This window comes from Novosphingobium nitrogenifigens DSM 19370, from assembly GCF_000192575.1.
Taxonomy (GTDB): Bacteria; Pseudomonadota; Alphaproteobacteria; order Sphingomonadales; family Sphingomonadaceae; genus Novosphingobium; species Novosphingobium nitrogenifigens.
Genome location: NZ_GL876926.1, coordinates 1,028,780 through 1,055,372, shown reverse-complemented (window position 1 = coordinate 1,055,372; position 26,593 = coordinate 1,028,780). Strand labels below are relative to the sequence as shown.

The window sequence follows — 26,593 nt, the reverse complement described above, 5'->3', positions numbered from 1 at the left end:
GGGGGAAGGAGGGCGCGGGCAGGGAGGAAGGAATAGCGCTCAGCAGTCGGTGCGCTCGATGTCGGGACCGCCGGTGTGGACCGGGCGCTCCCGGAACTGCGTCGCCGGGGTCGAAGCGAGGCGCTGGGTCAGCTCGGCAAGATCGGTCTCGGTCTTCGCGCTGCGCTCGCCCAGCTTGTCGAGAGTGTCGACCGCGCGGCTGAACAGGGCGAGGCCTGCCTGGGCAAGCTCGCGCACCTGCGGATCGGCAAGGGCCGCTGTGAATGTCGAGGGCTTGCTGGCGCTGTTGTGCTGGTGCGCCGGTTCGGCGGGCGGCGTCACCACTGCCGGGGCGGCAGGGATGACGGGGGCGGCGGCCACGACCGGCGTTGCTTCGCTCGACGCGGACAGCCCCAGCGCGCGGGCGAGCACGCCCAGCATCTTCTTTGCCGCGCTGTCCTCGCCGCCCGAGTCCCCGCTGCCGTCTTCCCCGGCTGCATGGGCTGCGGGCGCATCGGCAAATTCGATCGCGGCTTCCTCGAGCGCGGAGAAGAGATTGCCCGGGTCCTGCTTGCGTGCGGCAAGCGGCGAGTGTTCGCCCTGGCGCGCGCAGAAAGAGAGCATCTCGGTCCCGAGGCTGGCCGGATTGTCGGTGACGGCAAGGCCCACGAGATAGGCCTTGTTGCTCCCGGCAAAATTGGGGTTCACTTCGATCGAGGTGAAGAGCTTCTGCTTCTTGCTCGACAAGTCGACGAGCGGATCGTGGGCATCGACTTCGGCATAGAGGCCGAGCCGGTTTTCCAGCTTGCCCCCGACATTGAGCTGGACGGGCTCGGTGCGCAGCGAGAGCACGTCGCCATAGGTGCCGAAGGGCCCTTCGGGGGACACACCGCGAATGTGTTCGAGATTGACGCGGGCCTGATACGTGACCGGGTCATAGGTATCGGCCATCTCGCGCAGCCAGCGTTCCTCGATATTGCGCCCGTCAGTGGTGGCGCCCGAAGTGGCGACACGAAAAAACCTGGTCTTCTGGCCCATGGATCGCTCCGGGTTGGGATTGGGTGGGGGCCGTTGCGCTGGGCACCGGCAATGACGGCAAATGGCCGCAAATGCCCCGTCCCTGGCAATGCGCGCGCGTTGTGACCAACGCGGCCCACAACGGGCAGCCGTCGAGGCGGACGAGCCGGAGCGTTAGCGTGCCCGGCATGGACGAAGGCGATGACATCGACAGCGGCACAGGAGCCGTTGCCAAGCGGGTGCAGGCGCGCAGCCTCTACTGGCGCGGATGGACGGTGAGCCAGATCGCCGAGGAACTCGACTTGCCGGTCTCGACCGTCGGCACCTGGAAACAGCGCCACCGCTGGGACGAGGCAAGCCCGATCGCGCGGGCGGAGGAAGGCCTGCTCGAACGCTACCTCATGCTGCTCGCCAAGGAGCGCAAGAGCGGCAGCGACTTCAAGGAGATCGATCTCCTGAAGCGCCAGTTCGAAGGCCTTGCCCGCGTGCGCAAATTCATGGGCGGGGGCAACGAGGTCGATCTCAATCCCAAGGTCGCCAACCGCAACAGCCCCGACGTCAAAAAGCGCAAGGACCAGGCGAAGAACCTGATCACGCCGGAGATGGTCGCGCAGCTGCCCGACGATCTCGAAGGCGCGCTGTTCGGCTATCAGCGCGAATGGCTGGCCAGCACCTCGCTGCGCACGCGCATGATCGTCAAGTCACGCCAGATCGGCGCCACCTGGTACTTCGCCCGCGAACGCCTGCTCGTCGCGCTCGAGACCGGCAAGAACCAGATCTTCCTCTCGGCAAGCCGCGCCCAGGCGAACATCTTCCGCACCTACATCGTCCAGTGGGTGCAGAAAGTCTGCGGCGTCCTGCTCAAGGGCGAGCCGATCGTCATCCAGCGCGGGGAAGAGGAAGGGGGCGAGAACGGCGAACGCCTCGATCCGGTCGAGCTCTACTTCCTCGGCACCAATTACCGTACCGCGCAAGGCTATCACGGCGACGTCATCGTCGACGAGTGTTTCTGGATCTACGGCTTTGAAGAGCTGTTCAAAGTGGCCAGCGCCATGGCCACGCACAAGCAGTACACCCGCACGCTGTTTTCGACGCCCAGCACCCTGGACCATGAAGCCTACGGCATGTGGAGCGGCGACCGCTTCAACCGCCGCCGCGCCAAGGCCGACAAGGTCCGCATCGATATTGCCAACGAGCATTTGCGCGACGGCAGCCTCGGGCCCGACGGGGTCTGGCGGCAAGTGGTCACGATCTTCGACGCCATCGCCAAGGGCCTCGACCTTGTCGACGTCGACGAGCTCCAGCGCGAGAACGGGATCGACGAGTTCGACAACCTGTTCCGCTGCATCTTCCTCGACGACAGCCAGTCGATGTTCCCCTTCGCGCTCATGCGCCGCTGCATGGTCGATGCCTGGGAGGTCTGGCAGGACTATCAGCCTTATGCCTTGCGTCCTTACGCGGGCGAAGTCTGGCTGGGCTACGATCCCAATGCGAGCGAGGACAATCCGACCAGCGACGACGCGGCTCTCGTCGCGATCGCGCCGCCGTCGGCGATCGGCGGCAAGTTCCGTATTCTGGAAAAGAAGCGTTTGAAGGGCCTCGACTTTGCCGGGCAAGCCGATGCGATCCGCGAGATGGCGGGCAAGTACCGGGTGACCAAGATCGGCATCGATACGACTGGCGCGGGCAAGGCGGTGCATCAGCTCGTCACCAAGTGGTTCCCGCTCGCGACCGCCTACATGTACTCGGTGGCGACCAAGAGCCAGATGGTCCTGAAAGCCAAGAATGTCATCGCCGCCGGTCGCCTCGAATTTGAATCCGGATGGCATGACATGCTCTCGAGCTTCATGGCGATCCGCCCCAAAGTGACGAGCCAGGGCATTTCCTATGTTGCCGGGCGCGGCGGGGGCGTGGGCCACGCCGACCTTGCCTGGGCGGTCATGCACGCGCTCGCCTTCGAACCCCTCGACATTACCGAGCCTGCCAGCGGCGGCTCGCGCCTGGAGTTTTTCTGATGGACCCGACCCAGCCTCTCGAGATCCCGGGCGAATACGGCTTTTCCGTGATGTCCTTCGGCGAGCCGGAAAGCGTGCTCGCGCGCGACCAGTTCTTCGACTTGTTCCAGGTCGTGCGCAATGCGCGCTGGTACGATCCGCCGGTCAGCCAGATCGGGATTGGCCGGGCCTATCGCATGGCCCCGCATCACCAGAGCTGCATTCTCTTGAAGCGCAACCTGCTGAGCGCCAGTTTCCAGCCAAGCCCGTTGTTCACCCGTTCGGACTTTGCGCGCTGGGCGCTCGACTGGCTGATCTTCGGCAATGCCTATCTCCAGGTGGTGCCGAGCATGGTCGGCAAGGCCATGGCCTTGAAACCCAGCCCCGCCGCCTGGACCCGGGTCGGGCTGACGCCGGGCGCCTACTGGTTCGTCCAGCCCAACCAGTTCCTGGCCGATGCCTATGACTTCGCGCCCGGGACCGTCCATCACATGTACGAGCCCGATCCCTTGCAGGAGATCTACGGCATGCCCGAGTATCTCTCGGCGCTGCAATCCGGGCTCCTCAACGAGAGCGCGACGATCTTCCGCCGCCGCTATTACCTCAACGGCGCCCATGCGGGCTTCATCCTCTATGTGAGCGAGGAAGCGATGAGCCAGGCCGACAGCGAGGCCCTGGGCACCGCGCTGCGCCAGGCCAAGGGACCGGGCAACTTCCGCAACATCCTGATCCACATTCCCAAGGGCAAGAAGGACGGGGTGCAGATCCTCCCCATTGCCGAAGTCGCGGCCAAGGACGAGTTCCTCGCGATCAAGGAAGTGACCCGCGACGACATGCTCGCCGCCCACCGCGTCCCGCCCCAGCTGCTCGGCATCGTGCCCAAGAACGGCACCGGCTTTGGCAACGTCATCGATGCCGCCCGCACTTTCTACCAGCTCGAGATCGTCCCCATCCAGCAGCGCATGCTCGAGCTCAACGCATGGCTCGGCTTCGAAGCCGTCCGCTTCGCCGAACCCCAGGACATCGCAGGCCTCGCGCCTGCGGGTGTGGGCGCGAGGGCCTGAACCACTCGCGCGCCACCCGCACGCCATCAACCCGACAGCACTTCGCCTGAAGGCGGGGGCAGGGCTGCGTCAACAGCCCGAACCGGCGGAGATGGACCGCCATGACCCGAACGGCACCCATCCGGGGCCATCCCGCCTGCCAGCGCTGGCGCGGGAACGAATAAGGAACATTGTCATGGAGGCAAGAGCTCGAATCGCAGCCGGTGAACCCGCGTTGCCGTTTTCCCCGGTCGATCCCGTCCGTCCGCCTGCGCCCTATATCGGCGGCAAGCGCGCGCTCGCCAAACGCCTGGTCGAGCGGATCAACGCCGTGCCCCACGAGACCTATGCCGAAGTCTTCGTCGGCATGGGCGGGGTTTTCTTCCGCCGCGATCACCGCCCGCGCGCCGAAGTCATCAACGACTGGAGCGAGGACGTGGCGACCTTCTTCCGCGTGCTCCAGCGCCACTACCTTCCGTTCCTGGAAATGCTGCGCTGGCAGATCACCAGCCGTGCCGGGTTTGAAAAGCTGCTTGCCATGCCCGCCGACAGCCTCACCGATCTCGAACGCTCGGCCCGCTTCCTCTACCTTCAGCGCCTGGCCTTCGGCGGCAAGGTCCGCAGCCGCAACTTCGGCGTCTCGCCCGGCGCCGGCGCCCGCTTCGACGTGACCAAGCTCGGCCCGATGATCGAGGCCGTCCATGAACGCCTGTCCAGGGTGGTGATCGAGCGCTTGCCCTGGTCCACCTTCCTCGATCGCTACGACCGCCCGGGCACCCTGTTCTATCTCGATCCGCCTTACTATGGCTGCGAGCGGGACTATGGCGACGACCTCTTCACCCGCGACGAGTTCGAAGCCATGGCCGCACGCCTCGCCCGCCTCAAGGGCCGCTTCATCCTCTCGCTCAACGACCACCCCGAAGTCCGCCGCATCTTCGCCCCCTTCGCCATCGAGGGCGTAGGCGTGCGCTATACCGTCGGCGGGCAGGAGAAGGCCCAGAACGCGCGCGAGGTGATCATCTCGAACTGATCGGTGCGCTTGCAGTGACGCTCACATGAGGGGCCGGGGCGAAAGTCCTGGCCCTTTTTTGTTGCCATGGACGCAGGGGAGGGCGGGTGCCCCCTGCTGCGGGGGGATGCAGCAGGGAGCTGGCAACCCCACGGTGGCGGGGTTGCGGGTGCATTTAAGCGGGCGACCCGAACGGCTCTGATGAGCTTCGTTGGGAATTCCCTAGTAAATACATGAAGAAATGGAAGGGTGTTTGGGTCGCAATGACCATCCCAGACTGGGAAATCATATTATTGGATATGGCAATCACATTTTTAGATAACGTTCTTGCATGGATCTGGTGGGATTGCGTTAACGACTTGGGCTCGGGCCGCGTGATGGTGTGTTGGGAGCGCCCTCGACCAGCGCCACCTTGCCCCCACGGGCCCCGGCAGAAATCCCCGGCGCTCCACCCCGCGCGCCGCCATTGCCCCCACTCCTCGCCTCATCCTTTCCCCCTTCGATTTTTCGCAAAAGGGCAGGATCGGACGCAGTGAAATGGACCGGAGAACTGCGGAGTTTTGGGAAAGCTGAGCGCGAACGGTGGTTTCGCACTTTGACGCACCTCGACGAGGAAATGTCCGTTGCCTGGTGAGGCGCGCGGATCAGAGCGCTTTTGCGTTTTGGTGGAGGGTCACTCGGGGGGCTCCTAACATCCCTAATTTTGGGGTGAAATTGCATATAACCATATGAAAAACAATGATATTAAAATTAGCCCTGTGGCATAACCTGACATGATGGCTGCGCTAACAAAACCACCAATGCATTGAAAATAAACGATATTATGAAAATCAAATATTATGTCCAACATCCATAAGGTGGTTATGTCGATGTTATGCGGGACGTTATGTCTGAAACCCGCAGAAATCCGCCGATATTATGTTTGTTAGGTCGTTCCCCGACATACCCTGCAGGTTTTGGACGTTGGGGACAGCGAGCCGAGTATGGTATCCAGATTGCCGCTGAGAAGGTGTCCGACCCTCTATGGTATATTCTATGGTGAGGCCTTGCCGGTGGCTCGATATATGCTTTTAAATCATGCGGTTGCTGGCGTTATTCGATTATCTCCCTCTCCGCCACCTAAGCCGACAAGGCTTTTCCCAACATTTCTGTTACTTGTTGAGCCAAGCGCGAGCGGCCGACTGGCCCTCTTCCTTGAGGCGCAGGATGCGGTGGAGGCTGGCGTCGTGGGGGCGGCCGAGGTCCTGGGGCTCGAGGTGGTCGGCGATCGAGATGCGGTGGATCTGTAGCGAGCGCAGGCGGCGGGTGACTTTGGAAAAGCCCGAGAACGTCTTGCGGCATCGCTCGATCAGGGCTTCCAGAGCTTCCAGTTCGCGTCGGTAGCTTGTCATGAAGGCAAGTTCGAGCGTCCGCTGGCTGATGTCTCCTGCGGCTGTCGGCGGGTCGTCGATCGCATCGGCCAGCAATTCGACCACGATCATCCGGCGGGACCGGCTTGACCAGACGAGTTCGCGCAAGGGAGGATTGGCGCTGAAACCGCCGTCCCAGAAATATTCGCCGTCGATCTCGACGCTTTCACTCAGCCGGGGGAGGCAGGCGGAAGCCAGAACCGCTTCGATCGTGATCTCGGGCGCCGTGAAGATGCGAGCCGAGCCGTCTTTGACGCGTGTCGCCGAAATGTGCAGCTTGATCGGGCTCCTGGTCCGCAGGCGTTCGAAGTCGACGAGGTCGGTCAGGATCGAGCGCAAGGGATCGAAGCCGAGCGGATTGAGTTGGGCCGGTGACAGGATGTCGAGAGACCCGCGCAAGGCTCCGGCGATCAGCCAGTGATCGGTGAGCCAGGCGGGCATCGACATGCGGGAAACCCGGTCCCAGAAACGGGCGAGCAGGGCGCGCGCTTCTTCAGGACCACCTTTCGCGAGGCCTGAGGCAAGCAGGACGCCGTTGACGGCGCCTGCGCTGGCGCCGCTGATCGCCTCGATCTCCATGCGGGCTTCGAGCAGGGCGTCGAGGACGCCCCAGGTGAACGCTCCGAGGGCTCCGCCACCTTGCAAGGCGAGCATGAGTCCACCAGATCCGGCGGACGATCGTCCGATGGGATTGTGCATTGCAGCATCATAGGCGATCCGGCACCGGCAAGCCAGCGCTTCCCGGTGTCCGGAACCTCGGTTCGTCGAAAAGTTGCTTCCCTGCTGGTGACGGCGCCGAACAGGCGCCCGTTTCAGGGATGCGTGGGTTCTGTGGTCGGTTGCGGCTGCGTCACGGGCGGCATGCAGGACGGATCGGGCGCCGGGAACGGTGTCGGGCCGTGGCGATGAAGGGCCGCAATGTCGGCGCGGCGCTGACACAGGTAGCGTTCGCGCGTCGCGGCATAGGGATTGGCCGACAGGTCGCGCAACCGGTGCAGGCGGTCGTCCATCTCGATCCGGTCGTCGATCGTGCCGAGGACGGCCACCGGGACACCGTAAGCCGGGCGGGTGAAGGGCCAGCCCACCGCAACCGGCAGGAACATGCGATCGCCGACCGTCCCGATGAGATCGCGAACCGTGGTCGGGCCGATGATGGGAAGGAACATGTAAGGCCCGGCACCGACTCCATAGAAGCCGAGCGTATTGGCAAAGCCGTTGACCCGATGTGGCAGGCGGAACGGTTTTGCGACAGCGACGTCGACCAGGCCTCCGACCCCCGCAGTGGAATTCAGCGTGAAACGGGCGAGTGTTTCCCCGGCCTTTCCGAATTTGTGCTGCAACAGGTAGTTCACGAAAACGACCGGTTCGCGCAAATTGTAGAGCACGTTGTGAATGCCGCGGCGGATCGGGCGGGGAAGGACGTGTTCATAGCCCTTTGCGACCGGGCCGACGACGGCGCGATCGACTGCTTGCACGGCCGCATAGGATTTTCGGTTGGCCCCTTCGAGCGGATCGCCGGGCGACCGTTCGTGTGCCCTGACGACGATGTTGTCTGTCGTTTCAGACTGATCGGTTGTTTCGGCGGCGGGTGCATCAGTCGCGCTTGCCGGGGTTTCGCTTGCCGACTCTGTGGCAAGGCTTGCCGTGACCGGCTCGGCATGGGCGACGACCGGCAGTACCGGGATGGCGAGAGCAAGAAGGGCTGCGGACCGCAGCATCCGATGTCGTGAATGGGGCAGGGAGGGCGAGACCCATGCTGGTCGGCTGTTTGTCTCGTTTGCGCCCATAATCTTGCTTTCCTCCACCCCGTTTCTCTCCATTCCTGCGCCCGTGTCGAAATGAGGACGCCACCATCGGGGGATCTCCGCAGTTGGAAAACGCAACTGCGGAGGATGTCGTTGCATGGCGTCTGTCTTGCGGAACACGGGAGCCATGGGCATGAATTGCACTTTCCCCAGCGCGCAGGCGCAAGCAGTCATCAGGGGCCCGGGGGCGTCATGAACCCGGCCCGTTGCGAGGAATGGATGGAGGACGCACGTTCGGCCCTCAATGGTCTGCAGGCCTTGTTCGCCGGCAATCGGCCCGTGCTGCTGCGTTTTCTGACGGCTCGTTGCGGGGATGCCGGGATGGCCGAGGATCTGCTTCACGAACTCTGGCTGAAACTTGAGCGGATCGCGCCCGGCCCGGTTGCCAATGGTCAGGCCTATCTGTTCCGCATGGCCAACAATCTGGTGCTCGATCATGCAAGAGCGCGCCAGCGGGCGATGCGCCGCGATCGCGATTGGATCGACGCCGACGGTTCGGCGTCCCTCGATCCCGAAGATCGCCTCGATCCGGCCGACAGTGCAGAAGAGATATTGCTCCGCCGCCAGGAAGCCGACCGTCTGCACGAAGCGATTGCGGCTTTGCCTGAAGGTGCGCGTCGAGCGCTCTGGCTCTATCGGATCGAGGAAAAGGGGCAGGGCGAGATTGCCGCCATTCTCGGGATCAGCCGGAGTGGCGTGGAAAAGCATCTGGCGCTGGCGATGAAACGTCTGAGAGCGCACCTGTGTGCCTGCGGATTGCTTGGGCCGACGTCGTCCGGGGATCGGGCCGGTGGGGAGGCCAAGCGATGACCGGGCTCGATGCGATCCCCGAGGACATCGTCGACGAAGCGATTGCCTGGCACCTTGCCAGCCGGAGCGACGCGATGGACTGGGGCGCTTTTTCCGCATGGCTCGAGGCCAGCCCCCTCCATCGCGAGTGCTATGACCAGATCGCGCAGGTTGATGCCATGGTTCGGCGGCAGGATTTCGTGCCGATCGAGCGGCATGACGCTCCCGCGCAGGCGTCAGAGCCGGAGTCGGTAAAGGAACGCCTGCATCCTGGGCGGAAGATCGCGCTGGCATTGGCGGGGGCAGCGACGCTTGTCGCTTCGATTGCCGTAGTGGCATGGCATCCGGGGCTCTTTGGAACGGCGCCCCATGACGAGCGCATGGTCGAGACCGGCGCGCTGACGCAGGAAGTCGTGCTGGGGGACGGATCGCGGGTGATGCTCGCTCCGCACAGCCGCCTTGCCGTGGGCGACGGGGACCGGCGCATGACGGTCATCGGAGGTGCTTATTTCGTGGTGCCTCATCGACCCGGGCGTGTCCTGTCGATCGCGGCGGGCGGTCTGGTGGTTTCGGATATCGGCACGCGTTTCGACATTCAGACCGATGGCCCGCAAGCACGATATGTGCGCGTTGCCGTTGCCGAAGGACAAGTCAGCGTGAGCGGGCCGACGCTCGATCAGGCCCTGCCGATGAAGGCGGGACGCGGTCTTGTCTTCGATGCGCAGGCGGGCGAAGTGCGGATCGCGCCGGTCGCGCCCGATCGCGTCGGTGGTTGGCAGGATGGGACGCTTACTTACGCCGATACGCCGCTGGCTCTGGTGGCGGCAGACCTGACACGGTATGCGGGGCGTGGATTGGACGTGCCGGACGAGTTGAAGGGCCGGCGTTTTTCGGGGACTCTCGTTTTTGCGAAGGGGCACAGTTCGGCGCAGGATCTGGCAGGGCTCATGGGGCTTGTGCTGGTCCATGGGGCTGATCGCGACCGGCTGGCCCGTCCCGACGATCGCCCATAGCGCGGATCGGCGCGAACTGGTCATTCCGGCGCAGGCCTTGCCGCGCGCTCTGGCCGAATTGGCGCGCCAGGATGGTATCGCGATCGGTGCCGAAGGAAGCCTTCCCGATCGGCAGGCGCCCGCATTGCGCGGACGGATGACGCCGGGAGAGGCGCTGGCCCGCTTGCTTGCCGGGACGGGCCTGATCGCGCGGGAAATTTCGTCGGGCGTCTGGCGGATCGAGACGCGTCCGGTGCAACCGCCTGCCCGGCGTCCCGCAGGTCCTTCGCCCGTCGTTACCGCAGGGCCGATCCTGGTCACCGCGACCAAGCAGCCGCTTGGACTGGATCGCGTGGCACAGGCGATCGCCCTTTTCGCCTTGCCCGAAGCGAGCGGCGCGACGCAGGCGGGGCAGGGGAGCGCCTTGGTTGCCGAAGGGATCGATGGTCTCGTGCTGACCGCACAAGGGCCGGGGCGGAACCGCATGTTCATCAACGGCGTCGCCGACAGCCCGTTCAACGGGGGCAGTGCGTCGCCGGTCGCGGTCTATGTGGACGACACGCGACTGACGTATTCGGCGCCCGATCCTGATTTGCGGCTGGTCGATGTGACGCGCGTTGAAGTGTTGAAGGGGCCCCAAGGTGCCTTGTTCGGAACCGGCGCGCTGGGAGGGATCTACCGTGTCGTTACCAACCGGCCCGAGCTGTCCGGCTTGTCCGGTAGTGTCAGCGCGGGTTTCAGCACGGTGATCGGCGGCGGCACCGGACCGAGCGGCGCGGCGATGGCCAATGTGCCCATCGTTGCCGATCATGCTGCTTTGCGCATCGTCGGCTACGCCAGCAGCGAACCGGGATGGATCGACACAGGCGGGCGCAGCGACAGCAACAGGACCCATGTCGAAGGAGTCCGGGGCGGGCTGGGAGTGGCGGTCGGAGACTGGCGCGCGGATGTTTCGGGCCTTGCCCAGTGGATCAACAGCGGGGACAGCCAGTACAGCTATGCGCCCGGAGCCCGCAATCGGGCCGGGCAACTGCCTGAGCCCCACGACAACGACCTGATCCACACCGCCTTGCGGGTGGAAGGGCCGGTGGGCGAGGCGCGGTTGGTGGCGACAAGCGGATATAGCTGGCACGACGTGCGCGACCAGCTCGACGCGACGCAAGGGGCCGAGGCGCTGGCGTCGGCGGCGGGGCTCTCCAATCCGGGACTTTTCGCAGATCTGCGAGAATACCGCGTCTGGGACAGCGAAGTGCGTCTGTCCGGGGCATGGCGGCGGCTGCATTGGGTGCTCGGGCTTGCCCATGTCGAAGCGCGTGAGGTTGAGGATCGCACATTGTCGGCGAATGGATCGGCGGCAAGCGATCATACGGTGCAGCTCGATCGCACGGTGCAGGTGGCGCACGACACCGGTCTTTTTGCCGACGTGGTTGCGCCGGTGACTGGGCGACTGGATGTGTCGGCAGGGTTGCGGCTATTTTACGATACGCTGACGACCGGACGCAGCGATCTCGCCACGAGCAGTGCCTTTGCCAATACCCGGACCGGCGTCAGCCCGGAAGGCGCGCTCAGCTGGCGCCCCCATCCCGGACGGCTGATCTATCTGCGGGTGGGATCGGCATTCCGGCAGGGCGGGCTCGATACGCAGGGCAATGGCCAGATCCGGACCTATCCGGGCGACAGGCTGACGACGCTGACGTTCGGCTGGCGCGAAACGGCGGGTGACGGTAAGCTGATCGAGGTGAGCCTTTTTCACACGTGGTGGACCAATGTGCAGTCCGACATGTTGCTCGCCGATGGCCTGATCGAGACGCGCACGGCAGGGGACGCGTCGATCACCGGGATCAGCATGGGACTTGCCCGTCCGCTCGGCGGTTCATGGCGGATCGAACTGGGTGGAACGGCTCAATCGGCGCGGCTGGTTCGCAGTGAGCTTGGCTTATCGCTCGACGACACGCGCCTGCCATCGGTTCCCGATTATACGGCGCGCATTGCAGTCGGACGCGATTTCACGCTTGCGCGCGGGCAGGGGCATGTGCGGCTCGCCCTCAACGAGATCGGCCCTTCACGCCTCAGCTTTCAGCCCAGTCTCGACCGCAAGATGGGGCATGTTCTCGACAGCCGACTGGAACTGGGGCTGACGCGCGGCGCCAATCGCGTGGATCTGGTCGTCACCAATCCGCTGGCGCGTAGCGGAAACCGCTTTGCCTTCGGGAACCCGTTTCGGGCGGATGTGGCGCAATATACCCCGCAACGCCCGCCCGCGATCAATCTCACGATCGGGCGGACGTTCTGAAAGGCTGAGTGCCCGGTCGTTCGGACGGACGTTCTGGAGCGAACATCGGTGTTCACCGTTTTTCGCCGATGTCGCATGCATTGCGTGAATTGTCGCATTTGCGTGCGGGCGCGGCTTCGCTGTTCGGACTGTTTTTCGGGGCGATCGTGACCGGGCCCATCGCGGACCGGCGGGGGGCGTCGTCCTATCTTCGCCTGGAACATGGTGGCCGTGGCGGCGGTCCGGTCGGTACGCTGATCTACAATGCCTTTCTTCTTGTGGGAGCGTTCGTCGGGGACGCAAAAAGATGAGCGCCGGCAAAAAGTGAGCGCCGGCAGGGGGATTGCCAGTGCTGCCTGCCGGCGCTCATGAGGTTCAGGACGCGGGTCGCAGGTTCAAGGTCGCGTCCAGGTCTTGGTTTTTCCGCTGTTTGAAGTGACGGTCGCGCTGCCCTGTCCGGCAGTGCCGGTAGCACCATAGGTCGTGCCGGAGGGCGCGGTGACCGAGCCGGTGCCGGTGGCGATGCCGGTCGATGTGTTGTAGCTGCCCGAGCCCGAGGCGGTCGCGGTATTCCCGTTGGCGCCGGTCGCGCTTCCCGAAGCGGTTCCGGTAACGGTCCCCTGACGCGGGTTGTAGGTGCCGGTGGCAGAACCCGAGGCAGTGCCGCCGCGGGCGCCGGTCGCCGACCCGGTTGCGGTCGCGGAGGTTCCCGTGCGGGTCACCGAACCCGAGGCAAAGCCGCCACGGGGGCCGGAGAAGCTGCGGGCTTGTGTCGCAAGCGGGGTCGCGACGGCGGCAATGGCGAGGATCAGGGCAATCTTGCGCATGGTGTCGGTCCTTTTGGACATCGGTGAGCTTGGGTAAGCTGATGTCTGCAAGGTACGGAGACGCCCCGATTTCCGACAGCGCAAAGGTGTTTCAAGCCATGACAGGCGCCGGATTTGCAGGGCCGTTCTGTCATTGCTTGTCGCATTCGCGAATTTTTCTTGGGCGCGCGCTCAGGGCGGCGGGATCAATCCGGCATCGGGAAGGTGGCCATGATGGCGCAACGTGCGGAACAGCGCGTTGATGACCGGGTTGGACCAGCCGCAATTGGTGGCAAAGTCGCGCTGAAGGGAGATGTGGTGCAACTCGTGCGCTTCGGGCGTCATCAGCAGGTGTGCGCGACGCAGCATGCCGATGAAGGCCGGATTGTCGCGGCGGTGCAAGGTGCCGTGGAAATACTGGGCAAAGGCGCCGCCGAGGATGAACGTGCTGCCCAGGCCGAGCAGCCAGCCGGGCGCATGCCCCCACAATGCCACCGCATTGAGCGCGAGTGAGCAAGGCAGCGCTCCGACGATCAGGGTCGAGCCGATCTGGCGCCAGAGCGACCGTCTGCCGAGCGCATCCGGACGAGGGTGGTGGTTCTTGAAGTCATAGGCGATCCGCTCGAACGCATTGAGCCGGGACATGCGCGCGCGGGCCATGGCCAGATACTCCTCGCTTTCGCGGGATCCTTCGTAAAAGAACATGTCGGCAAGGCCGCGACCGGTCGGGCATGGGTGATAGTCCATCAGCATGTGGACGAGGCCGGAAGCGAAATCGGCCAGATACCACCCGCCCAGAAGCGCCGGGACTGTCAGCCAGTCGAGGCGCATGATCATCGCGCCGAGATTGACTGCAAGGCTGGCAAGAAAAATCGGCATGACGATGCGTTTCATGCCCGAAATCCGCTCAATTGTGTCCCTGGCCCCATCATGGGCCGATACGCGTCCGGCCGGGCTATGGGAAGCACCGGCAACAAATCCCGATTGCTGAAAGCCTTGCGATCTGGGATGAAGTGAAATGCGCGTGAGGCTGGACATGCCCGGCAGGCGGAGCTTTCCGCCCGGTTCGCAATGGGGGCATTCGAACACGCGCAACGAAACAAAGCATGTCGGAGACGTTGTCGTATGCCCGAAGGATCCAATACCGGCCGCTACACTGCGGTCGCCGTGGCGCTGCACTGGCTTGTCGCCATCGGCATCATTTTCAACCTCTGGAAAGGGCTGGGGTTTGACGACCTGCCCAAGGATCAGGTTCACGCGGCGGTCGCGCTGCACAAGTCGATCGGGATCACCATCATCGGTCTCGTCGCCTTGCGCGTGCTGTGGAAAATCGGACATCCCGGCCCGGCGCCGCTCGCCAGCCTGAAGCCGTGGGAGCGCAAGCTTTCGGTCGGCGTCCATCACTTGCTCTATCTGTTGATGATCCTCGTTCCCGTCGCGGGCTGGTTCGCGGAATCGGCGTGGAAGGGCTCGGTGGGCAAGCCCCTGGTGCTGTTCGACGCGATCCCTTGGTTCCATCTGCCGTTCTTCAATGGAATGGATGATGCGGGTCGTGAATTCTGGGACGGAATTTTCGGCGAAACACATGAAATTGCCGCCAAGATCCTGATCGCGGCGCTGATCCTGCACATTGCCGGTGCGCTCAAGCACCAGTTCCTCGACCGCGAAAAGCAGTTTCAGCGGATGTGGTTCGGCAAGTGATGCCGTGACGATGCGGCGGTCACGGCCGCCGCATCAGTCCTTGCGGGTCAGTTCCGCGATGCGCTCGCGGGCCTGCAATTCCATTGTTTTCAATTCGGCGATCGTCATCTGCAAGGCGGCACGCTGACGTTCGAGCTGGCGCAGGCGAGTGCGGACCTGGGCCAGCAGATGCTGCATCTGTTCCAGTTGGGACGGATCGGCATCGTAAAGATCGAGGAAGTCCTTGATCTCGCGGATCGAGAAGCCGAGCCGCTTGCCGCGCAGGATCAATTGCATCCGGGCGACGTCGCGCCGCGAATAGATGCGGGTATTGCCCACGCGCGCAGGTTCGATCAGCCCCTTGTCCTCGTAAAAGCGCAAGGTGCGATGCGTGATGCCGAGTGCGGCTGCGACTTCGTTGATCCCTTTCAATCCGGCCAGCGCATCGTCGGCCTCGCGAGAGGTGAACGACGGGAGCGGGAGATCGGAAACGGTATCGGGATCGGTGCCGGGTTGATTTGCCAGTTCATCCATGGTGCGACGACCGCTTTCTCCCGCGCATTGATCGGGAATGGGACCAGAATCCTGACGGGAGATCAATGCGCAAAGTGCAACCCGCCCGCATTCGGTGTTGATAGATCATTGTGCCGCACGGGCGCGTTCCTCTTCCACCAGTTCCTTTTTTGAGAGCTTGCCGATCATCGTGCGCGGCAGGCGGTCGCGGATCTCGATCGCCTTGGGCAGCTCGATCTTGCTCAGCCGTTCGGACAGGAACGCGCGCAAGTCTTCGGGGGCAAGGCTGGTGCCGTCGTGCAGTTTGATGAAGAGCTTGGGGCTTTGGCCGCGATAGGGATCCGGGATGCCGATGGCGATCGCTTCCTCGATGGCAGGGTGTTCGTAGGCAGCTTCCTCGATCAGGCGCGGATAGACGTTGTAGCCACCGCACAGGATTACGTCCTTGATCCGGTCGACGAGGTAGAGGTAGCCGTCGGCGTCGAAGTACCCGACGTCGCCGGTGCGCAGTGCCCCGTCGATGAATGTTGCGGCGGTTTCGTCGGGGCGTTTCCAGTATCCGGCCATGACCTGCGGTCCGCGCGCGCAGACTTCACCGCGTTCGCCTACGCCCAGAATGCGTTCGGGATGGTCGGGGTCGCGGATTTCCAGAATGGTGCCGGGGAATGCGACGCCGCAGGAATCGTCGCGCGCTTCGCCGAAGACGGGATTGCAGGCAATGACCGGTGACGCTTCGGTCAGGCCATAGCCTTCGCAGATGCGCGCGCCGGTCCTTGCCTCGAACGTGTGGCGCACGTCGTGGGGCAGGGGGGCGCCGCCGGAAATGGAGGCGATCACTGTCGAAAGATCGGGAATGTCCTTGTCCGGCAAGGCGTTAATTGCGATGAACAGGGTCGGTACGCCGAAGAACATCGTCGGTGGCTTGCGGCGGATGGTCGCCAGCATGGCTTTCATCTCGAAGCGCGGCAGCAGCACGAGTTCCGAACCGATCAGCACCGAGAAATCGAGTACGGCAGTCAGCGCGAAGACGTGAAAGAACGGCAAGACTGCCAGCGTGCGCTGAGGCGGGGGCAGATCGACGCCGATGTGGCGCTGTTGTTGCAGGGCATTGGCCGTCAGATTGCGGTGCGTGAGCATGGCGCCCTTGGGAATGCCGGTGGTCCCGCCGGTATATTGCAGCACGGCAAGGTCATGCGGGGCCACCGCGACCGGATCGGGCGCGGCGCGGTTGGCGATCAGGTCATCAAAGCGCACATGGCGCACGCCACCGGTTTCGCGTGCCGGAATGCGGGCATGATCGCGCCGCTTCAAGAAGCGCCAGCCCAGGCCTTTGAGCCAGGGAAGAATGCCCGCCATTGGGCAGACAAGAATATGGCGAAGCGCGGTTTTCCCCGCGATTTCCAGCACTTTGCCGTGAATTTCCGCGACGTCGGGAACCGCGATGGCGCAGGCGCCGGAATCGGTCAGGAGATGGGTCAATTCCCGCTCGGTATAGAGAGGATTGAGATTGACGATGACCACCCCGATCCGCGCCGCCGCGTAATAGAGCGCAATGTAATAGGGCGTGTTGGGGAGGCAGAGCGCGAGCCGATCGCCTTTCCTGAGCCCCAGATCCTGCAAGCCGCGCGCGGCCCGGGCGACATATTCGCCGATCTGCGCCCAGGTCCATGTGCGGCCGAGAAAATCGACGCCGATGCGATCGGGATGATCGCGCACGGTGCCCTCGAGCAAGTCCCCGATCAGCATGACCGGCGGTTCCCAAGGCGTCGTGTCGGCGGGCCCGGATGCGGGAGAATGGGGCTCGACGGGCCGGATCGGTGCACTCGTCATCATCTGTGCCTCGCAATGCATGGGCGAGGCGCCGGGGCTGTGACCGGGGTGTTGCGAAACCGCGCGACGGGGTGTGATCGGCGCGCGGGAATCCCGGCAATTCCGGGCAGACCCTTCATCATGGACGCATCCTCTTGTCCCGTCGGGCGGGTACTTGCCTGCCCAATCCTGCCCGGCGTCTTTCGCCGTGACGAATCGGATCATGCACCAAAATCAGGTTGACGCATAGGGAAAGTTTGGCACCATTAGAGGAGATGGTGCGGTCGTGCTGATTCCGTTGGATGACGGGCGACGCAACAGACACCCGGATGAGGGTGCGCAAGCTGGAAGGATGTTCGATGCCTGATGTGGTTGTTGCCGGTTTTGCCCGGTCTCCGTTTCACCTCGCCGGAAAGGGTGCGCTGGCCCGCACCCGTCCCGACGACCTTGCCGGGGCAGTCGTGCGCGGGCTGGTCGAGCGGACCGGCGTCGATGTTTCCGCGATCGAGGATCTGGTCGTCGGTTGCGCTTTTCCCGAAGGCGAGCAGGGCTTCAACGTCGCGCGTCTGATCGGGATGCTGGCGGGACTGCCGCAATCGGTGGGCGGCATGACGGTCAATCGTTTCTGCGGCTCGTCGATGAGCGCGGTGCATTACGCGGCGGGGCAGATCGCGCTTGGTGCCGGCGAAGTCTTTGTTGCGGCGGGGATCGAATCGATGAGCCGGGTGCCGATGATGGGGTTCAACCCGCTGCCCAATCCCGAGCTTGCCAAGACCAGCGCCGCCTATATCGGCATGGGTGATACCGCTGAAAACCTTGCCACGCGCTACGGCATCGACCGCGCGCAGCAGGAAGCCTTTGCCGTTGCCAGCCAGCAGAAGGCCGGGGCTGCGATGGCCGCAGGTCGCTTTGCCGACGAAATCGTGCCGATCGTGACCAAGGGCGGAACGGTCGATGTCGACGGATGCCCGCGTCCGGCGACGACGGCCGAGACTCTTGCCGGATTGAAGCCCGCGTTCAGCGCGACCGGGACGGTGACGGCGGGCACGTCCTCGCCGCTGACAGACGGGGCGAGCGCGGTCCTGGTGGCGAGCGAGGCCTATGCCCGCGCCAACGGGTTGCCGATCCTTGCGCGCATCCGCGCCACGGCGATTTCGGGATGCAGCCCGGACATCATGGGCATCGGTCCGGTGGAATCGAGCCGCAAGGCGCTGGCACGCGCGGGGATCGGCGTGGGCGATCTCGACGTTATCGAACTCAACGAAGCCTTCGCCAGCCAGGCGCTGGCCTGCATCGCCGATCTCGGGCTCGATCCGACCAAGATCAATCTCGACGGCGGGGCGATCGCGCTCGGCCATCCGCTGGGCGCGACCGGTGCGCGCATCGTCGGCAAGGCGGCGGCCCTGCTCAAGCGGGAAGGCGGTCGTTTCGCGCTCGCTACCCAGTGCATCGGCGGCGGACAGGGCATCGCGACGGTTCTGGAGGCGATCTGATGAGCAGCATTGCAACTGAGCCGGTGCGCAAGGTCTGCGTCATCGGCGCCGGGGTGATGGGCGCGGGCATCGCCGCGCAAGTCGCCAACGCCGGGGTTCCGGTCCTGCTGCTCGACATCGTGCGCGATCCTGCCGATCGCAATGCGGTGGCAGCAGGGGCGCTCAAGCGTCTGCAAAAGGCAGAGCCCGCCGCATTCATGTCGAAGCGTGCGGCCAAGCTGGTCGAAGTCGGCAATATCGAGGATGATCTCGCCCGGGTCGCCGAATGCGACTGGGTGATCGAGGCGATCATCGAGCGCCTCGACCTGAAGCACGCGCTTTACGAAAAGCTGGAGGCGGTGCGCCGTCCGGGCACGGCCGTAACCTCGAATACCTCGACGATCCCGCTCGGGCATCTCGTCGCGGGACGTTCCGAAGGCTTTGCGCGCGATTTTTTCATCACCCACTTCTTCAACCCGCCGCGCTATATGCGCCTGCTCGAAGTGGTGGCAGGGCCGGCCAGCGATGCGGCACTGGTGGCGCGGATTTCCGACTTTGCCGACCGCGCACTGGGCAAGACGATCGTGGCTTGCAAGGACACGCCGGGCTTCCTGGCCAATCGTGTCGGTACGTTCTGGTTGCAGAGCGCGGTCAATGCCGCTTTCGATCTGGGCCTGACGGTCGAGGAAGCCGATGCCATTGCGGGCAAGCCGATGGGCGTGCCCAAGACCGGGATTTTCGGCCTCGTCGATCTGGTCGGGATCGATCTCATGCCGCATCTGAAAGCGAGCCTGACCAGCACGCTTCCCGCAGACGATCCCTATCATGCGATCGCGATCGACCATCCGCTGATCACGCGGATGATTGGCGAGGGCCTGACCGGGCGCAAGGGCAAGGGCGGTTTCTATCGCATCAACCGCGAGGCGGGCAAACGTCGCGAGGCGATCGACCTGGCAAGTGGCGAATACCGTCCGCAGGCCAAGCCTGCGTCGTTGCCGTCGGCCGCGCAAAAGGATCTCAAGGCCTTGCTCGCCCTGCCCGGAAAGGCGGGGGCCTATGCCTGGGCCATTCTGGGCGCGACGCTGACCTATGCGGCATCGTTGTTGCCGCAGGCAGCCGATGACGTGGTTGCCATCGATGCGGCGATGAAGCTCGGCTACAACTGGAAATACGGGCCGTTCGAACTGATCGACCGGATCGGCGGAGCCGATTTCGTCGCCCGGCTCGAAGCCGATGGCAAGGCCGTACCCGAAGTGCTGCGGATTGCGGCGGGGCGTCCGTTCTATCGGATTGAAGCGGGCAAGCGGCAGTACCTCGGGCTCGATGGGGCTTACCACGATCTGGTCCGTCCCGACGGCGTGCTTCTGCTCGAAGACATCAAGCTCGGGGCAAAGCCGATCATCCGGAACGCGTCGGCCGCCTTGTGGGACATCGGCGACGGCGTTGCTGCGCTCGAATTCACGAGCAAGATGAACGCGATCGACGGCGAGATCCTGAAATTGATCGGGCAGGCGGTTCCGCTGGTTGCGAGCAAGTTCAAGGCTCTGGTCGTCTATAACGAAGGCAGTGCCTTTTCCGCCGGGGCCAATCTCGGCCTTGCCCTGTTTGCCATCAACATCGCCGCATGGGGCGAAATCGAAAAGATGGTGAGCGGCGGGCAAATGGCGCTCAAGGCGTTGAAGTATGCGCCGTTCCCGGTCGTGGCGGCGCCTGCCGGACTGGCGCTGGGCGGCGGGTGCGAAATCGTGCTCCATGCCGACGCGGTGCAGGCCCATGCCGAAAGCTATATCGGCCTTGTCGAATGCGGGGTTGGTCTGGTTCCGGGATGGGGCGGGTGCGGCGAAATGCTGGCGCGCTGGCAGGCGGCCAAGGGATTGCCCAAGGGCCCGGTTCCGGCCGTTTCGAAAGTCTTCGAGACGATCTCGACCGCGACCGTGTCGAAATCAGCGGCCGAAGCGATGGACCTCGGGTTCCTGCGCCCGACCGACGGGATCACGATGAACCGCGATCGTCTGCTGGCCGATGCCAAGGCCCGTGCGCTCGCTCTGGCCGAAGGGTATCAACCGCCCGCGCCGCCGACCTATCGCCTGCCGGGCGCCGGGGGCAAGGCCGCGCTGGAACTGGCGGTTGCGGGCTTCCGCGCGCGCGGCATGGCGACGCCGCACGATGCGGTCGTCGCGGGACATCTCGCCGATGTCCTGACCGGGGGGGAAGCCGACCTGGTCGATACCGTGGCCGAAGGGGATCTCCTCGCGCTCGAGCGCAAGGCGTTTCTCGCGCTGGTCCGCCATCCCGGCACTCAAAACCGGATCGAGCACATGCTCAAGACCGGCAAGCCCCTGCGCAACTGATACCAAGGGAGAGACGAGATGCAGGTCTATTCTGCGCCTTTGCGCGACATGCAGTTCGTGCTCAACGAACTGCACACCGATGACGGCTTTGGCGATCTGTCCGCCTTTGCCGAGATTACCCCCGAGCTTGCCGAAGCGGTCCTGACCGAAGCGGCGAAACTGTGCGAAAACGTGCTTCTGCCGCTCAACCGCAGCGGCGACGAGGAAGGCTGTCATTTCGAGAACGGCGTGGTGCGCACGCCCGCCGGGTTCAAGGATGCCTTCCGCCAGTTCGTCGAGGGCGGCTGGAACGCGCTGGTCCTGCCCGCGAAATGGGGTGGGCAGGGGCTTCCCGAGGCGCTCGGCAAGCTGGTCGAGGAAATGATCTGCGCGACCAACGTGTCGTTCAGCCTCTATCCGGGGCTGACCAATGGTGCGATCGCGGCGATCGATGCCTATGCATCCGACACGCTCAAGGAAACCTATCTGCCCAAAATGGTCGGCGGCGAATGGTCGGGGACGATGTGTCTGACCGAACCGCATTGTGGCACCGATCTCGGCCTCCTGCGCACGCGTGCCGAACCGGCAGGCGACGGCAGCTACAAGGTTTCGGGCGCGAAGATCTTCATTTCGGCGGGGGAACAGGACCTGACGGACAATATCGTCCATCTCGTCCTCGCTCGTTTGCCCGATGCCCCGCGCGGGGTGAAGGGGATCAGCCTGTTCCTCGTGCCCAAGTTCCTGCCCGATGCGGCGGGGGCCTGGTCGGTGCGCAACGGCGCGCATTGTACGATGATCGAGCACAAGATGGGCATCAAGGCATCGGCGACCTGCCAGATGCTGTTCGAGGAGGCGACCGGCTGGCTCGTCGGCGAACCCCATCGCGGGCTCGAAGCGATGTTCACGATGATGAATGCCGAACGCGTGGGCGTCGGCATTCAGGGGCTCGGGATCGGCGAGGCGGCCTATCAGTCGGCTGTCTGGTACGCCAAGGAACGCGTGCAGGGCCGTTCGCTGTCGGGGACCAAGCATCCCGACAAGCCTGCAGACCCCATCATCGTCCATCCCGACGTACGCCGCATGTTGCTCACCATCCGGGCTTGGAACGAAGGATGTCGCGGCATCGCGGGCTGGATCTCGCGCGCGCTCGACGCGGAAAAGCACGGGGAAACGCCCGAAGTCCGTCAGCGTGCGGCCGATCTGGTTGCCTTGATGACGCCGGTGGTGAAGGCGCTTTTCACCGATCTCGGCCTCGAAAGCGCGAGCCTTGCGGTGCAGTGCTACGGTGGCCACGGCTTTATTCGCGAAAGCGGCGTCGAGCAGTATATGCGCGATGCGCGGATCGCCATGCTCTATGAAGGGACCAACGGCATTCAGGCGCTCGATCTGGTCGGGCGCAAGATGCCTGCGGAAATGGGCCGCTATTTGCGCAGCTTTTTCCACCCGGTCTCGGCCTTCATCGAAGAGAACGGCGGCGAGGGGGCGATGGCGCCCTTCGTCACCGGGCTCAAGCGGGCATTCGAAGCCTTGCAGGGCGCGACCGCGATGATTGCCGAGCGCGGGATGAAGGATCCGGAGGAAGCAGGAGCGGCCTCTGCCGATTACCTGCGCCTTCTGGGTCTGGTCGCGATGGCGTACACCTTTGCCAAGTCGGTCCGGATTGCTCAAGCCAGGCTGGCAGGCGGCGAAGGCGATCTCGCATTCTACAAGGCGAAGATCGATACGGCGCGGTTCTTCTACGATCGCCTGTTGCCGCAGGCGACGGCGGCTTTCCTGGCGATCAAGGCCGGAAAGGCGTCGATCATGGCCATGGACGAAGCCGCATTCTGATCCCGATGGACCGGCCCGCGATCATCGTGGGCCGGTCTTATTTGACGGTCACATCCTCGAACCGCTGGACTTTGCGCAGTTCGGGAAAGATCCAGCCCCACAGCCCAGCGATGGCGACGGCCATGATACCGCCGAAGACCACCGAACCGGCCGGGCCCATCAGTGCGCCGACCAGCCCCGATTCCATTTCGCCCAGTTCGTTCGATGCCGTGATGAACAGGCTCGACGTCGCGCCCACGCGCCCACGCATGGCGTCGGGCGTCACCACTTGCACCAGTGTCTGGCGCACATAGACCGAGATCATGTCCGCCGCACCCGACAGCGCGAGCATGGCAAGCGAGAGCCAGAGCCACGAGGACAGGCCGAAGATGGCCGAGGCCGCCCCGAACAAGCCGACCGCGATCAGCATTTTGGGGCCAACGCCATGCGTGATCGGACGGGCCGACAGCCACAGCGCAGTGCCGACGGCCCCGACCGAGGAGGCCGAACGCAGGAGGCCGAGACCGGCTGGGCCGACATGCAGGATGTCGCGGGCAAAGGCGGGCAGCATGGCGGTCGCTCCGCCGAAGAGAACCGCGAAGAGGTCGAGGCTGATCGCGCCGAGCAACATGCGGGTGCGCACGACATAGCTCAGACCCTCGGCAATGCGTTCGAGCGGGCGTCCGGGCGGTGGTGGGGGCAGGGGCTTGCCCTTGCCGATCGCCAGTTGCGCGCCGAGCGCCGCCGCGATCAGCGCGACCGTCAGGGCATAGGCCCATGATCCGCCCACGCCATAGGCATAGCCGCCCAGAACCGGCCCCATGATCCCGCCGATCCGTCCGGCAACGGCCCCGACCGCGATGGCGCGCGGCAGCACTTCGGCCGGGACGAGCAAGGGCCCCAGGGCATTCATTGCAGGCATGTAGAAAGCGCGGCACGCGGCGAATGCGGCAGCTGCGCCATAGAAAAGCCCAAGTCCGTCATACCCGGAAAGGCTGGCGGCAAGGAGAGCTGCGACACTGAGCATTTGTCCGGCCAGCGACAGCCGTACCAGCGCGCGCCGGTCGTAACGGTCGGCGGCAAGGCCCGCGACCGGATTGAGCAGGAGCACGGGCAGGAACTGGGCAAGGCCGACCAGCCCGATGCGCAGCGACGCGGCGCGCATGTCGAGCGAGGTGCGGGCAATATCGTAGACCGCCCAGCCCAGCACCACGACGAAGTTCGATTGCGCCAGCATCGCCAGAATGCGGGCGAGCCAGAACCAGCGATAGGCCGGAATCGCAAGCGGATGAGGGGGATGAGTGGCGTCCTGTGTGGCGGACGCGCTCACGGACGCAGGGCCGGGCGCGAGTGCAGGCCGTCGGTCAACGGGCTGGCGTGGCGAATGTGGCGAATGCGAATCACGATCAGGGGCATGACGCAGACATCTGTGCCTGCCAAGTCGCAGAATGTATTGGCATATCTTGATCGGTCATGATCCGGGGTCAATCGGTCTCGGTCACGGCAACGCCATGGGTGGCAAGCGCGGCGCGAAGCGGCTCGCTGGTGATCCGGTCGGTGACGAAGTGGTCGATGACGTCGATACCGGCAATCCGGATCGGGGCCGGGCGACCGATCTTGCTGCTGTCGGCAACCAGGATGACTTTGCGGGCCTGTCGGATGATGCGGCGGGCGACGAGGACTTCGTCGGCGTCGAAATCGAGAAGGTCGCCGTCCTCGCTGATCCCCGAGGTGCCGATGAGAGCAAGGTCCACGCGGAAATTGTCGATGAACTGGTCGGCAAGGGCGCCGATCACGGCTCGGTCGCCCGCTCGGACATGGCCTCCGACGGCCACGACATCGATTTCCTTGCGTCCGGCAAGGCAGTCGACGACGTTGAGATTGTTGCTGACCACCATCAGCTTGTCATGATGGACGAGATGCCGGGCGACGGCTTCAGTGGTGGTGCCGATGTTGATGAAAAGCGAGGCGCCCTCGGGGACGAGTGCGGCGGCGGCGGCTCCGATCCGCGTCTTGGCAGCGGCAGCCATGCCGCGCCGTTCCTCGTAACGCGCATTGGCGATGCCCGACCCCAGCGACGCCCCGCCGTGCACCCGTGCAATCAGGCCCCGGTCGGCAAGGTGGTTGAGATCGCGCCGGATCGTCTGGGGCGTCACCTCGAGTTCGGCGGCAAGCGCGGCCACGTCGACTTCGCCGTCCCGCCTTACGCAGGCAAGGATTTCCGATCGCCGGGAGGATGCTCCGCGCCGGTCAGCCATGGTGAAGCCCGGCGAGGAAAGCATCGATGAGCGGCGCTGCCTGGGGCAGGGTGTGCAGGCCAAGCTTGCTGCGCCGCCACAGGACGTCTTCGGCCGTTCGCGCCCATTCGTTGCGGTAGAGATAGACGAGTTCGGCTTCGGTCAGGCCGCCACCGAAATCCCGGCCGAGATCACCCGGAACGCGGGCCCCTTCCAGAATCTGTTCCGCGCGCGAGCCATAGGCACGGGCAAGGCGGCGGATGAGGTAATGCGGAAACGCGGGGCGTTCTGAGGCCAGTTCGGCAACGAAGGCATCGAAATCGCCGCCCGGGAGATCGCCGCCGGGCAGAACCGCACCTGCGGTCCAGGCCGGGCCCGCCATCGGGAAATGGGCGCTGAGCTTTTCCATCGCATGTTCGGCCAGCTTGCGGAACGTGGTGATCTTCCCGCCGAAAACGCTGAGCAGGGGCGCGCCGCCGTCGGTGTCGAGATCGAGCACGTAGTCGCGGGTCACCGCCGAAGCACTGGAGGCATGATCGTCGTAAAGGGGGCGAATGCCCGCATAGGACCAGCACACGTCATCAGTGCCGACGTCCGCCGAGAAATAGCGGTTGACCGTCTCGATCAGATAGGCAGTTTCGGCCTCAGAGATCGTCGCCTTGGCGGGTGGTCCTTGCCAGGCTTCGTCGGTGGTCCCGACAAGAGTGAATTCGCGTTCGTAGGGAATGGCAAAGACGACGCGGCGATCCGGGTTCTGCAACAGGAACGCATGGTCGCCGTGATAGAGCCGGGGCACGACGATGTGGCTGCCCTTGACGAGGCGGACGCCGCGCTTGCGGGCCTGGCCCCCTTGTGCTGCGCCCCCTTGTGCCGGATCCTGCGTACGCTGGAGTACGTCTTCGACCCAGGGGCCGGCGGCATTGACGATGGCGCGGGCCGAAACCGTTCGCTCGCCGGTGCTGTCGGCAAGGACGGCTTCCCACAGCGCCCCCCGGCGCCGCGCGGAGACAAGGCGTGTGCGGGTCAGCACGGTCGCTCCCCGGCTGGCGGCATCCATGGCATTGAGCACGACGAGACGGCTGTCTTCGACCCAGCAGTCGGAATAGATGAAGGCCTTGCCCGCGCCCGGCTTCAACCCGGCGCCCAGTGGCGAGCGGGCCAGATTGACGGTTTCGGTCGCGGGCAGTCGCTTGCGCCCGCCGATGTGGTCGTAAAGGAAAAGGCCGAGCCGGACCATCCACGCCGGACGGGGCGAATTCATCTGTGGCAGGACGAAGCGCAAGGGCCAGATGATGTGCGGCGCCATGCCCCACAACGTCTCACGCTCGATCAGGGCTTCGCGCACGAGCCGGAATTCGCCGTATTCGAGATAGCGCAGGCCGCCGTGAATGAGCTTGGTCGAGGCGGACGAGGTGTGCTGCGCAAGATCTTCGGCCTCGACCATGAGAACCGACAGGCCGCGTCCGACTGCATCGCGAGCGATCCCGGCGCCATTGATGCCGCCGCCGACGACCAGCAGGTCCCATGCCGGTTCGGCCATCGCTTGCCTGTCGGTGATCATCGTGGAAAGCTCCGGAAGTGACGATTGGAGGCGGTTTTGTGGGCCTGCCTCGCAAAACGAATTTGAA

The 26,593-nt window shown here is 64.6% G+C and carries 22 protein-coding genes; 12 read left to right on the top strand and 10 right to left on the bottom strand.

Going from position 1 to position 26,593, the window contains the following annotated elements:
* Nucleotides 1–39: 39 nt before the first annotated feature.
* On the bottom strand, nucleotides 40–1,017 hold the full coding sequence (locus Y88_RS05005; RefSeq protein WP_008066841.1) for a GPO family capsid scaffolding protein: 978 nt from the start codon (nucleotides 1,015–1,017) through the stop codon (nucleotides 40–42).
* Between the two features lie 167 nt (nucleotides 1,018–1,184).
* On the opposite strand from Y88_RS05005, the gene Y88_RS05000 reads away from it, so the two are divergent.
* The 3 genes from Y88_RS05000 (at nucleotide 1,185) to Y88_RS04990 (ending at nucleotide 5,063) form a co-directional block, all read left to right on the top strand.
* The gene (locus tag Y88_RS05000) at nucleotides 1,185–3,011 is read left to right on the top strand and encodes a terminase large subunit domain-containing protein (RefSeq protein WP_198133331.1); all 1,827 of its coding nucleotides are present in this window, start codon (nucleotides 1,185–1,187) and stop codon (nucleotides 3,009–3,011) included.
* Complete coding sequence (locus Y88_RS04995; RefSeq protein WP_008066839.1) at nucleotides 3,011–4,054, top strand: phage portal protein; 1,044 nt, start codon at nucleotides 3,011–3,013, stop codon at nucleotides 4,052–4,054. The genes Y88_RS05000 and Y88_RS04995 overlap by 1 nt, the downstream gene beginning before the upstream one ends.
* Nucleotides 4,055–4,229: 175 nt before the next feature.
* Nucleotides 4,230–5,063: a DNA adenine methylase gene (locus Y88_RS04990; RefSeq protein ID WP_008066838.1), complete on the top strand. Its 834-nt coding sequence runs from the start codon at nucleotides 4,230–4,232 to the stop codon at nucleotides 5,061–5,063.
* A 1,130-nt stretch (nucleotides 5,064–6,193) separates the two neighbouring features.
* Here the strand turns inward: Y88_RS04990 and Y88_RS04985 are convergent.
* Nucleotides 6,194–7,105, bottom strand: coding sequence for a patatin-like phospholipase family protein (locus tag Y88_RS04985; RefSeq protein WP_008066837.1), 912 nt, complete (start codon nucleotides 7,103–7,105; stop codon nucleotides 6,194–6,196).
* Between the two features lie 158 nt (nucleotides 7,106–7,263).
* A complete protein-coding gene (locus tag Y88_RS04980) occupies nucleotides 7,264–8,169 on the bottom strand; it encodes an MlaA family lipoprotein (protein WP_008066835.1) in 906 nt (301 codons plus the stop codon).
* A gap of 279 nt (nucleotides 8,170–8,448) precedes the next feature.
* On the opposite strand from Y88_RS04980, the gene Y88_RS04975 reads away from it, so the two are divergent.
* Genes Y88_RS04975 through Y88_RS04960 form a run of 4 tightly spaced genes read left to right on the top strand, consistent with a single transcriptional unit; the run spans nucleotide 8,449 to nucleotide 12,620 of the window.
* Nucleotides 8,449–9,066 (top strand): RNA polymerase sigma factor, encoded by a 618-nt coding sequence (locus tag Y88_RS04975; RefSeq protein WP_008066832.1) that lies wholly within the window; start codon nucleotides 8,449–8,451, stop codon nucleotides 9,064–9,066.
* Entirely contained in the window at nucleotides 9,063–10,058 is a 996-nt protein-coding gene (locus Y88_RS04970) for a FecR family protein (RefSeq protein WP_008066831.1), read from the top strand. Before Y88_RS04975 ends, Y88_RS04970 begins: the two co-directional genes overlap by 4 nt.
* Complete coding sequence (locus Y88_RS04965) at nucleotides 10,012–12,330, top strand: TonB-dependent receptor domain-containing protein (RefSeq protein WP_008066829.1); 2,319 nt, start codon at nucleotides 10,012–10,014, stop codon at nucleotides 12,328–12,330. Before Y88_RS04970 ends, Y88_RS04965 begins: the two co-directional genes overlap by 47 nt.
* An 8-nt stretch (nucleotides 12,331–12,338) precedes the next feature.
* Nucleotides 12,339–12,620 carry a hypothetical protein gene (locus Y88_RS04960; RefSeq protein ID WP_008066827.1) on the top strand — a complete coding sequence of 94 codons (282 nt, stop codon included), beginning with the start codon at nucleotides 12,339–12,341 and terminating at the stop codon, nucleotides 12,618–12,620.
* A gap of 84 nt (nucleotides 12,621–12,704) precedes the next feature.
* Here Y88_RS04960 and Y88_RS04955 read toward each other — a convergent pair whose 3' ends face one another.
* Together Y88_RS04955 and Y88_RS04950 are read right to left on the bottom strand one after the other, a co-directional pair.
* Nucleotides 12,705–13,136, bottom strand: a complete 432-nt coding sequence (locus Y88_RS04955; RefSeq protein WP_018075347.1) for a hypothetical protein — start codon at nucleotides 13,134–13,136, stop codon at nucleotides 12,705–12,707.
* A gap of 171 nt (nucleotides 13,137–13,307) precedes the next feature.
* Entirely contained in the window at nucleotides 13,308–14,009 is a 702-nt protein-coding gene (locus Y88_RS04950) for a fatty acid desaturase CarF family protein (RefSeq protein ID WP_018075348.1), read from the bottom strand.
* Nucleotides 14,010–14,240: 231 nt separating this feature from the next.
* On the opposite strand from Y88_RS04950, the gene Y88_RS04945 reads away from it, so the two are divergent.
* Entirely contained in the window at nucleotides 14,241–14,816 is a 576-nt protein-coding gene (locus tag Y88_RS04945; RefSeq protein WP_008066821.1) for a cytochrome b, read from the top strand.
* A 33-nt stretch (nucleotides 14,817–14,849) separates the two neighbouring features.
* On the opposite strand, the gene Y88_RS04940 is transcribed toward Y88_RS04945, so the two are convergent.
* Entirely contained in the window at nucleotides 14,850–15,329 is a 480-nt protein-coding gene (locus Y88_RS04940; RefSeq protein ID WP_008066820.1) for a MerR family transcriptional regulator, read from the bottom strand.
* 105 nt (nucleotides 15,330–15,434) lie between these two features.
* Nucleotides 15,435–17,054: a long-chain-fatty-acid--CoA ligase gene (locus Y88_RS04935; protein WP_008066819.1), complete on the bottom strand. Its 1,620-nt coding sequence runs from the start codon at nucleotides 17,052–17,054 to the stop codon at nucleotides 15,435–15,437.
* Here Y88_RS04935 and Y88_RS19700 point away from each other — a divergent pair.
* From Y88_RS19700 to Y88_RS04920, 4 genes are all read left to right on the top strand, one after another.
* Nucleotides 17,053–17,181 carry a hypothetical protein gene (locus Y88_RS19700; RefSeq protein ID WP_008066818.1) on the top strand — a complete coding sequence of 43 codons (129 nt, stop codon included), beginning with the start codon at nucleotides 17,053–17,055 and terminating at the stop codon, nucleotides 17,179–17,181. The two genes, Y88_RS04935 and Y88_RS19700, sit on opposite strands and share 2 nt — an antisense overlap.
* A 295-nt stretch (nucleotides 17,182–17,476) precedes the next feature.
* On the top strand, nucleotides 17,477–18,610 hold the full coding sequence (locus Y88_RS04930) for a thiolase family protein (RefSeq protein ID WP_026166800.1): 1,134 nt from the start codon (nucleotides 17,477–17,479) through the stop codon (nucleotides 18,608–18,610).
* Nucleotides 18,610–20,940: a 3-hydroxyacyl-CoA dehydrogenase/enoyl-CoA hydratase family protein gene (locus Y88_RS04925; protein ID WP_008066815.1), complete on the top strand. Its 2,331-nt coding sequence runs from the start codon at nucleotides 18,610–18,612 to the stop codon at nucleotides 20,938–20,940. Before Y88_RS04930 ends, Y88_RS04925 begins: the two co-directional genes overlap by 1 nt.
* An 18-nt stretch (nucleotides 20,941–20,958) precedes the next feature.
* Nucleotides 20,959–22,749: an acyl-CoA dehydrogenase C-terminal domain-containing protein gene (locus Y88_RS04920; RefSeq protein WP_008066814.1), complete on the top strand. Its 1,791-nt coding sequence runs from the start codon at nucleotides 20,959–20,961 to the stop codon at nucleotides 22,747–22,749.
* A gap of 37 nt (nucleotides 22,750–22,786) precedes the next feature.
* Here the strand turns inward: Y88_RS04920 and Y88_RS04915 are convergent, their stop codons facing one another.
* The 3 genes from Y88_RS04915 to Y88_RS04905 form a co-directional block, all read right to left on the bottom strand.
* Nucleotides 22,787–24,058, bottom strand: coding sequence for an MFS transporter (locus Y88_RS04915; protein ID WP_008066813.1), 1,272 nt, complete (start codon nucleotides 24,056–24,058; stop codon nucleotides 22,787–22,789).
* A gap of 154 nt (nucleotides 24,059–24,212) precedes the next feature.
* Nucleotides 24,213–24,986 carry a DeoR/GlpR family DNA-binding transcription regulator gene (locus Y88_RS04910; protein ID WP_008066811.1) on the bottom strand — a complete coding sequence of 258 codons (774 nt, stop codon included), beginning with the start codon at nucleotides 24,984–24,986 and terminating at the stop codon, nucleotides 24,213–24,215.
* Nucleotides 24,979–26,526 carry a glycerol-3-phosphate dehydrogenase gene (locus Y88_RS04905; RefSeq protein ID WP_008066810.1) on the bottom strand — a complete coding sequence of 516 codons (1,548 nt, stop codon included), beginning with the start codon at nucleotides 26,524–26,526 and terminating at the stop codon, nucleotides 24,979–24,981. Before Y88_RS04905 ends, Y88_RS04910 begins: the two co-directional genes overlap by 8 nt.
* Between the last annotated feature and the right edge of the window lie 67 nt (nucleotides 26,527–26,593).

Coding starts and splice junctions, on each gene's coding strand:
- Y88_RS04970 (WP_008066831.1), top strand. CDS start 9,063: ATGACCGGGCTCGATGCGATCCCCGAGGACATCGTCGACGAAGCGATT.
- Y88_RS04985 (WP_008066837.1), bottom strand. CDS start 7,105: ATGCTCGCCTTGCAAGGTGGCGGAGCCCTCGGAGCGTTCACCTGGGGC.
- Y88_RS04930 (WP_026166800.1), top strand. CDS start 17,477: ATGCCTGATGTGGTTGTTGCCGGTTTTGCCCGGTCTCCGTTTCACCTC.
- Y88_RS05005 (WP_008066841.1), bottom strand. CDS start 1,017: ATGGGCCAGAAGACCAGGTTTTTTCGTGTCGCCACTTCGGGCGCCACC.
- Y88_RS04990 (WP_008066838.1), top strand. CDS start 4,230: ATGGAGGCAAGAGCTCGAATCGCAGCCGGTGAACCCGCGTTGCCGTTT.
- Y88_RS04905 (WP_008066810.1), bottom strand. CDS start 26,526: ATGATCACCGACAGGCAAGCGATGGCCGAACCGGCATGGGACCTGCTG.
- Y88_RS04925 (WP_008066815.1), top strand. CDS start 18,610: ATGAGCAGCATTGCAACTGAGCCGGTGCGCAAGGTCTGCGTCATCGGC.
- Y88_RS19700 (WP_008066818.1), top strand. CDS start 17,053: ATGACCGGCGGTTCCCAAGGCGTCGTGTCGGCGGGCCCGGATGCGGGA.
- Y88_RS04955 (WP_018075347.1), bottom strand. CDS start 13,136: ATGCGCAAGATTGCCCTGATCCTCGCCATTGCCGCCGTCGCGACCCCG.
- Y88_RS04950 (WP_018075348.1), bottom strand. CDS start 14,009: ATGAAACGCATCGTCATGCCGATTTTTCTTGCCAGCCTTGCAGTCAAT.
- Y88_RS04975 (WP_008066832.1), top strand. CDS start 8,449: ATGAACCCGGCCCGTTGCGAGGAATGGATGGAGGACGCACGTTCGGCC.
- Y88_RS04995 (WP_008066839.1), top strand. CDS start 3,011: ATGGACCCGACCCAGCCTCTCGAGATCCCGGGCGAATACGGCTTTTCC.
- Y88_RS04940 (WP_008066820.1), bottom strand. CDS start 15,329: ATGGATGAACTGGCAAATCAACCCGGCACCGATCCCGATACCGTTTCC.
- Y88_RS05000 (WP_198133331.1), top strand. CDS start 1,185: ATGGACGAAGGCGATGACATCGACAGCGGCACAGGAGCCGTTGCCAAG.
- Y88_RS04945 (WP_008066821.1), top strand. CDS start 14,241: ATGCCCGAAGGATCCAATACCGGCCGCTACACTGCGGTCGCCGTGGCG.
- Y88_RS04965 (WP_008066829.1), top strand. CDS start 10,012: ATGGGGCTGATCGCGACCGGCTGGCCCGTCCCGACGATCGCCCATAGC.
- Y88_RS04935 (WP_008066819.1), bottom strand. CDS start 17,054: ATGCTGATCGGGGACTTGCTCGAGGGCACCGTGCGCGATCATCCCGAT.
- Y88_RS04980 (WP_008066835.1), bottom strand. CDS start 8,169: ATGCTGCGGTCCGCAGCCCTTCTTGCTCTCGCCATCCCGGTACTGCCG.
- Y88_RS04910 (WP_008066811.1), bottom strand. CDS start 24,986: ATGGCTGACCGGCGCGGAGCATCCTCCCGGCGATCGGAAATCCTTGCC.
- Y88_RS04920 (WP_008066814.1), top strand. CDS start 20,959: ATGCAGGTCTATTCTGCGCCTTTGCGCGACATGCAGTTCGTGCTCAAC.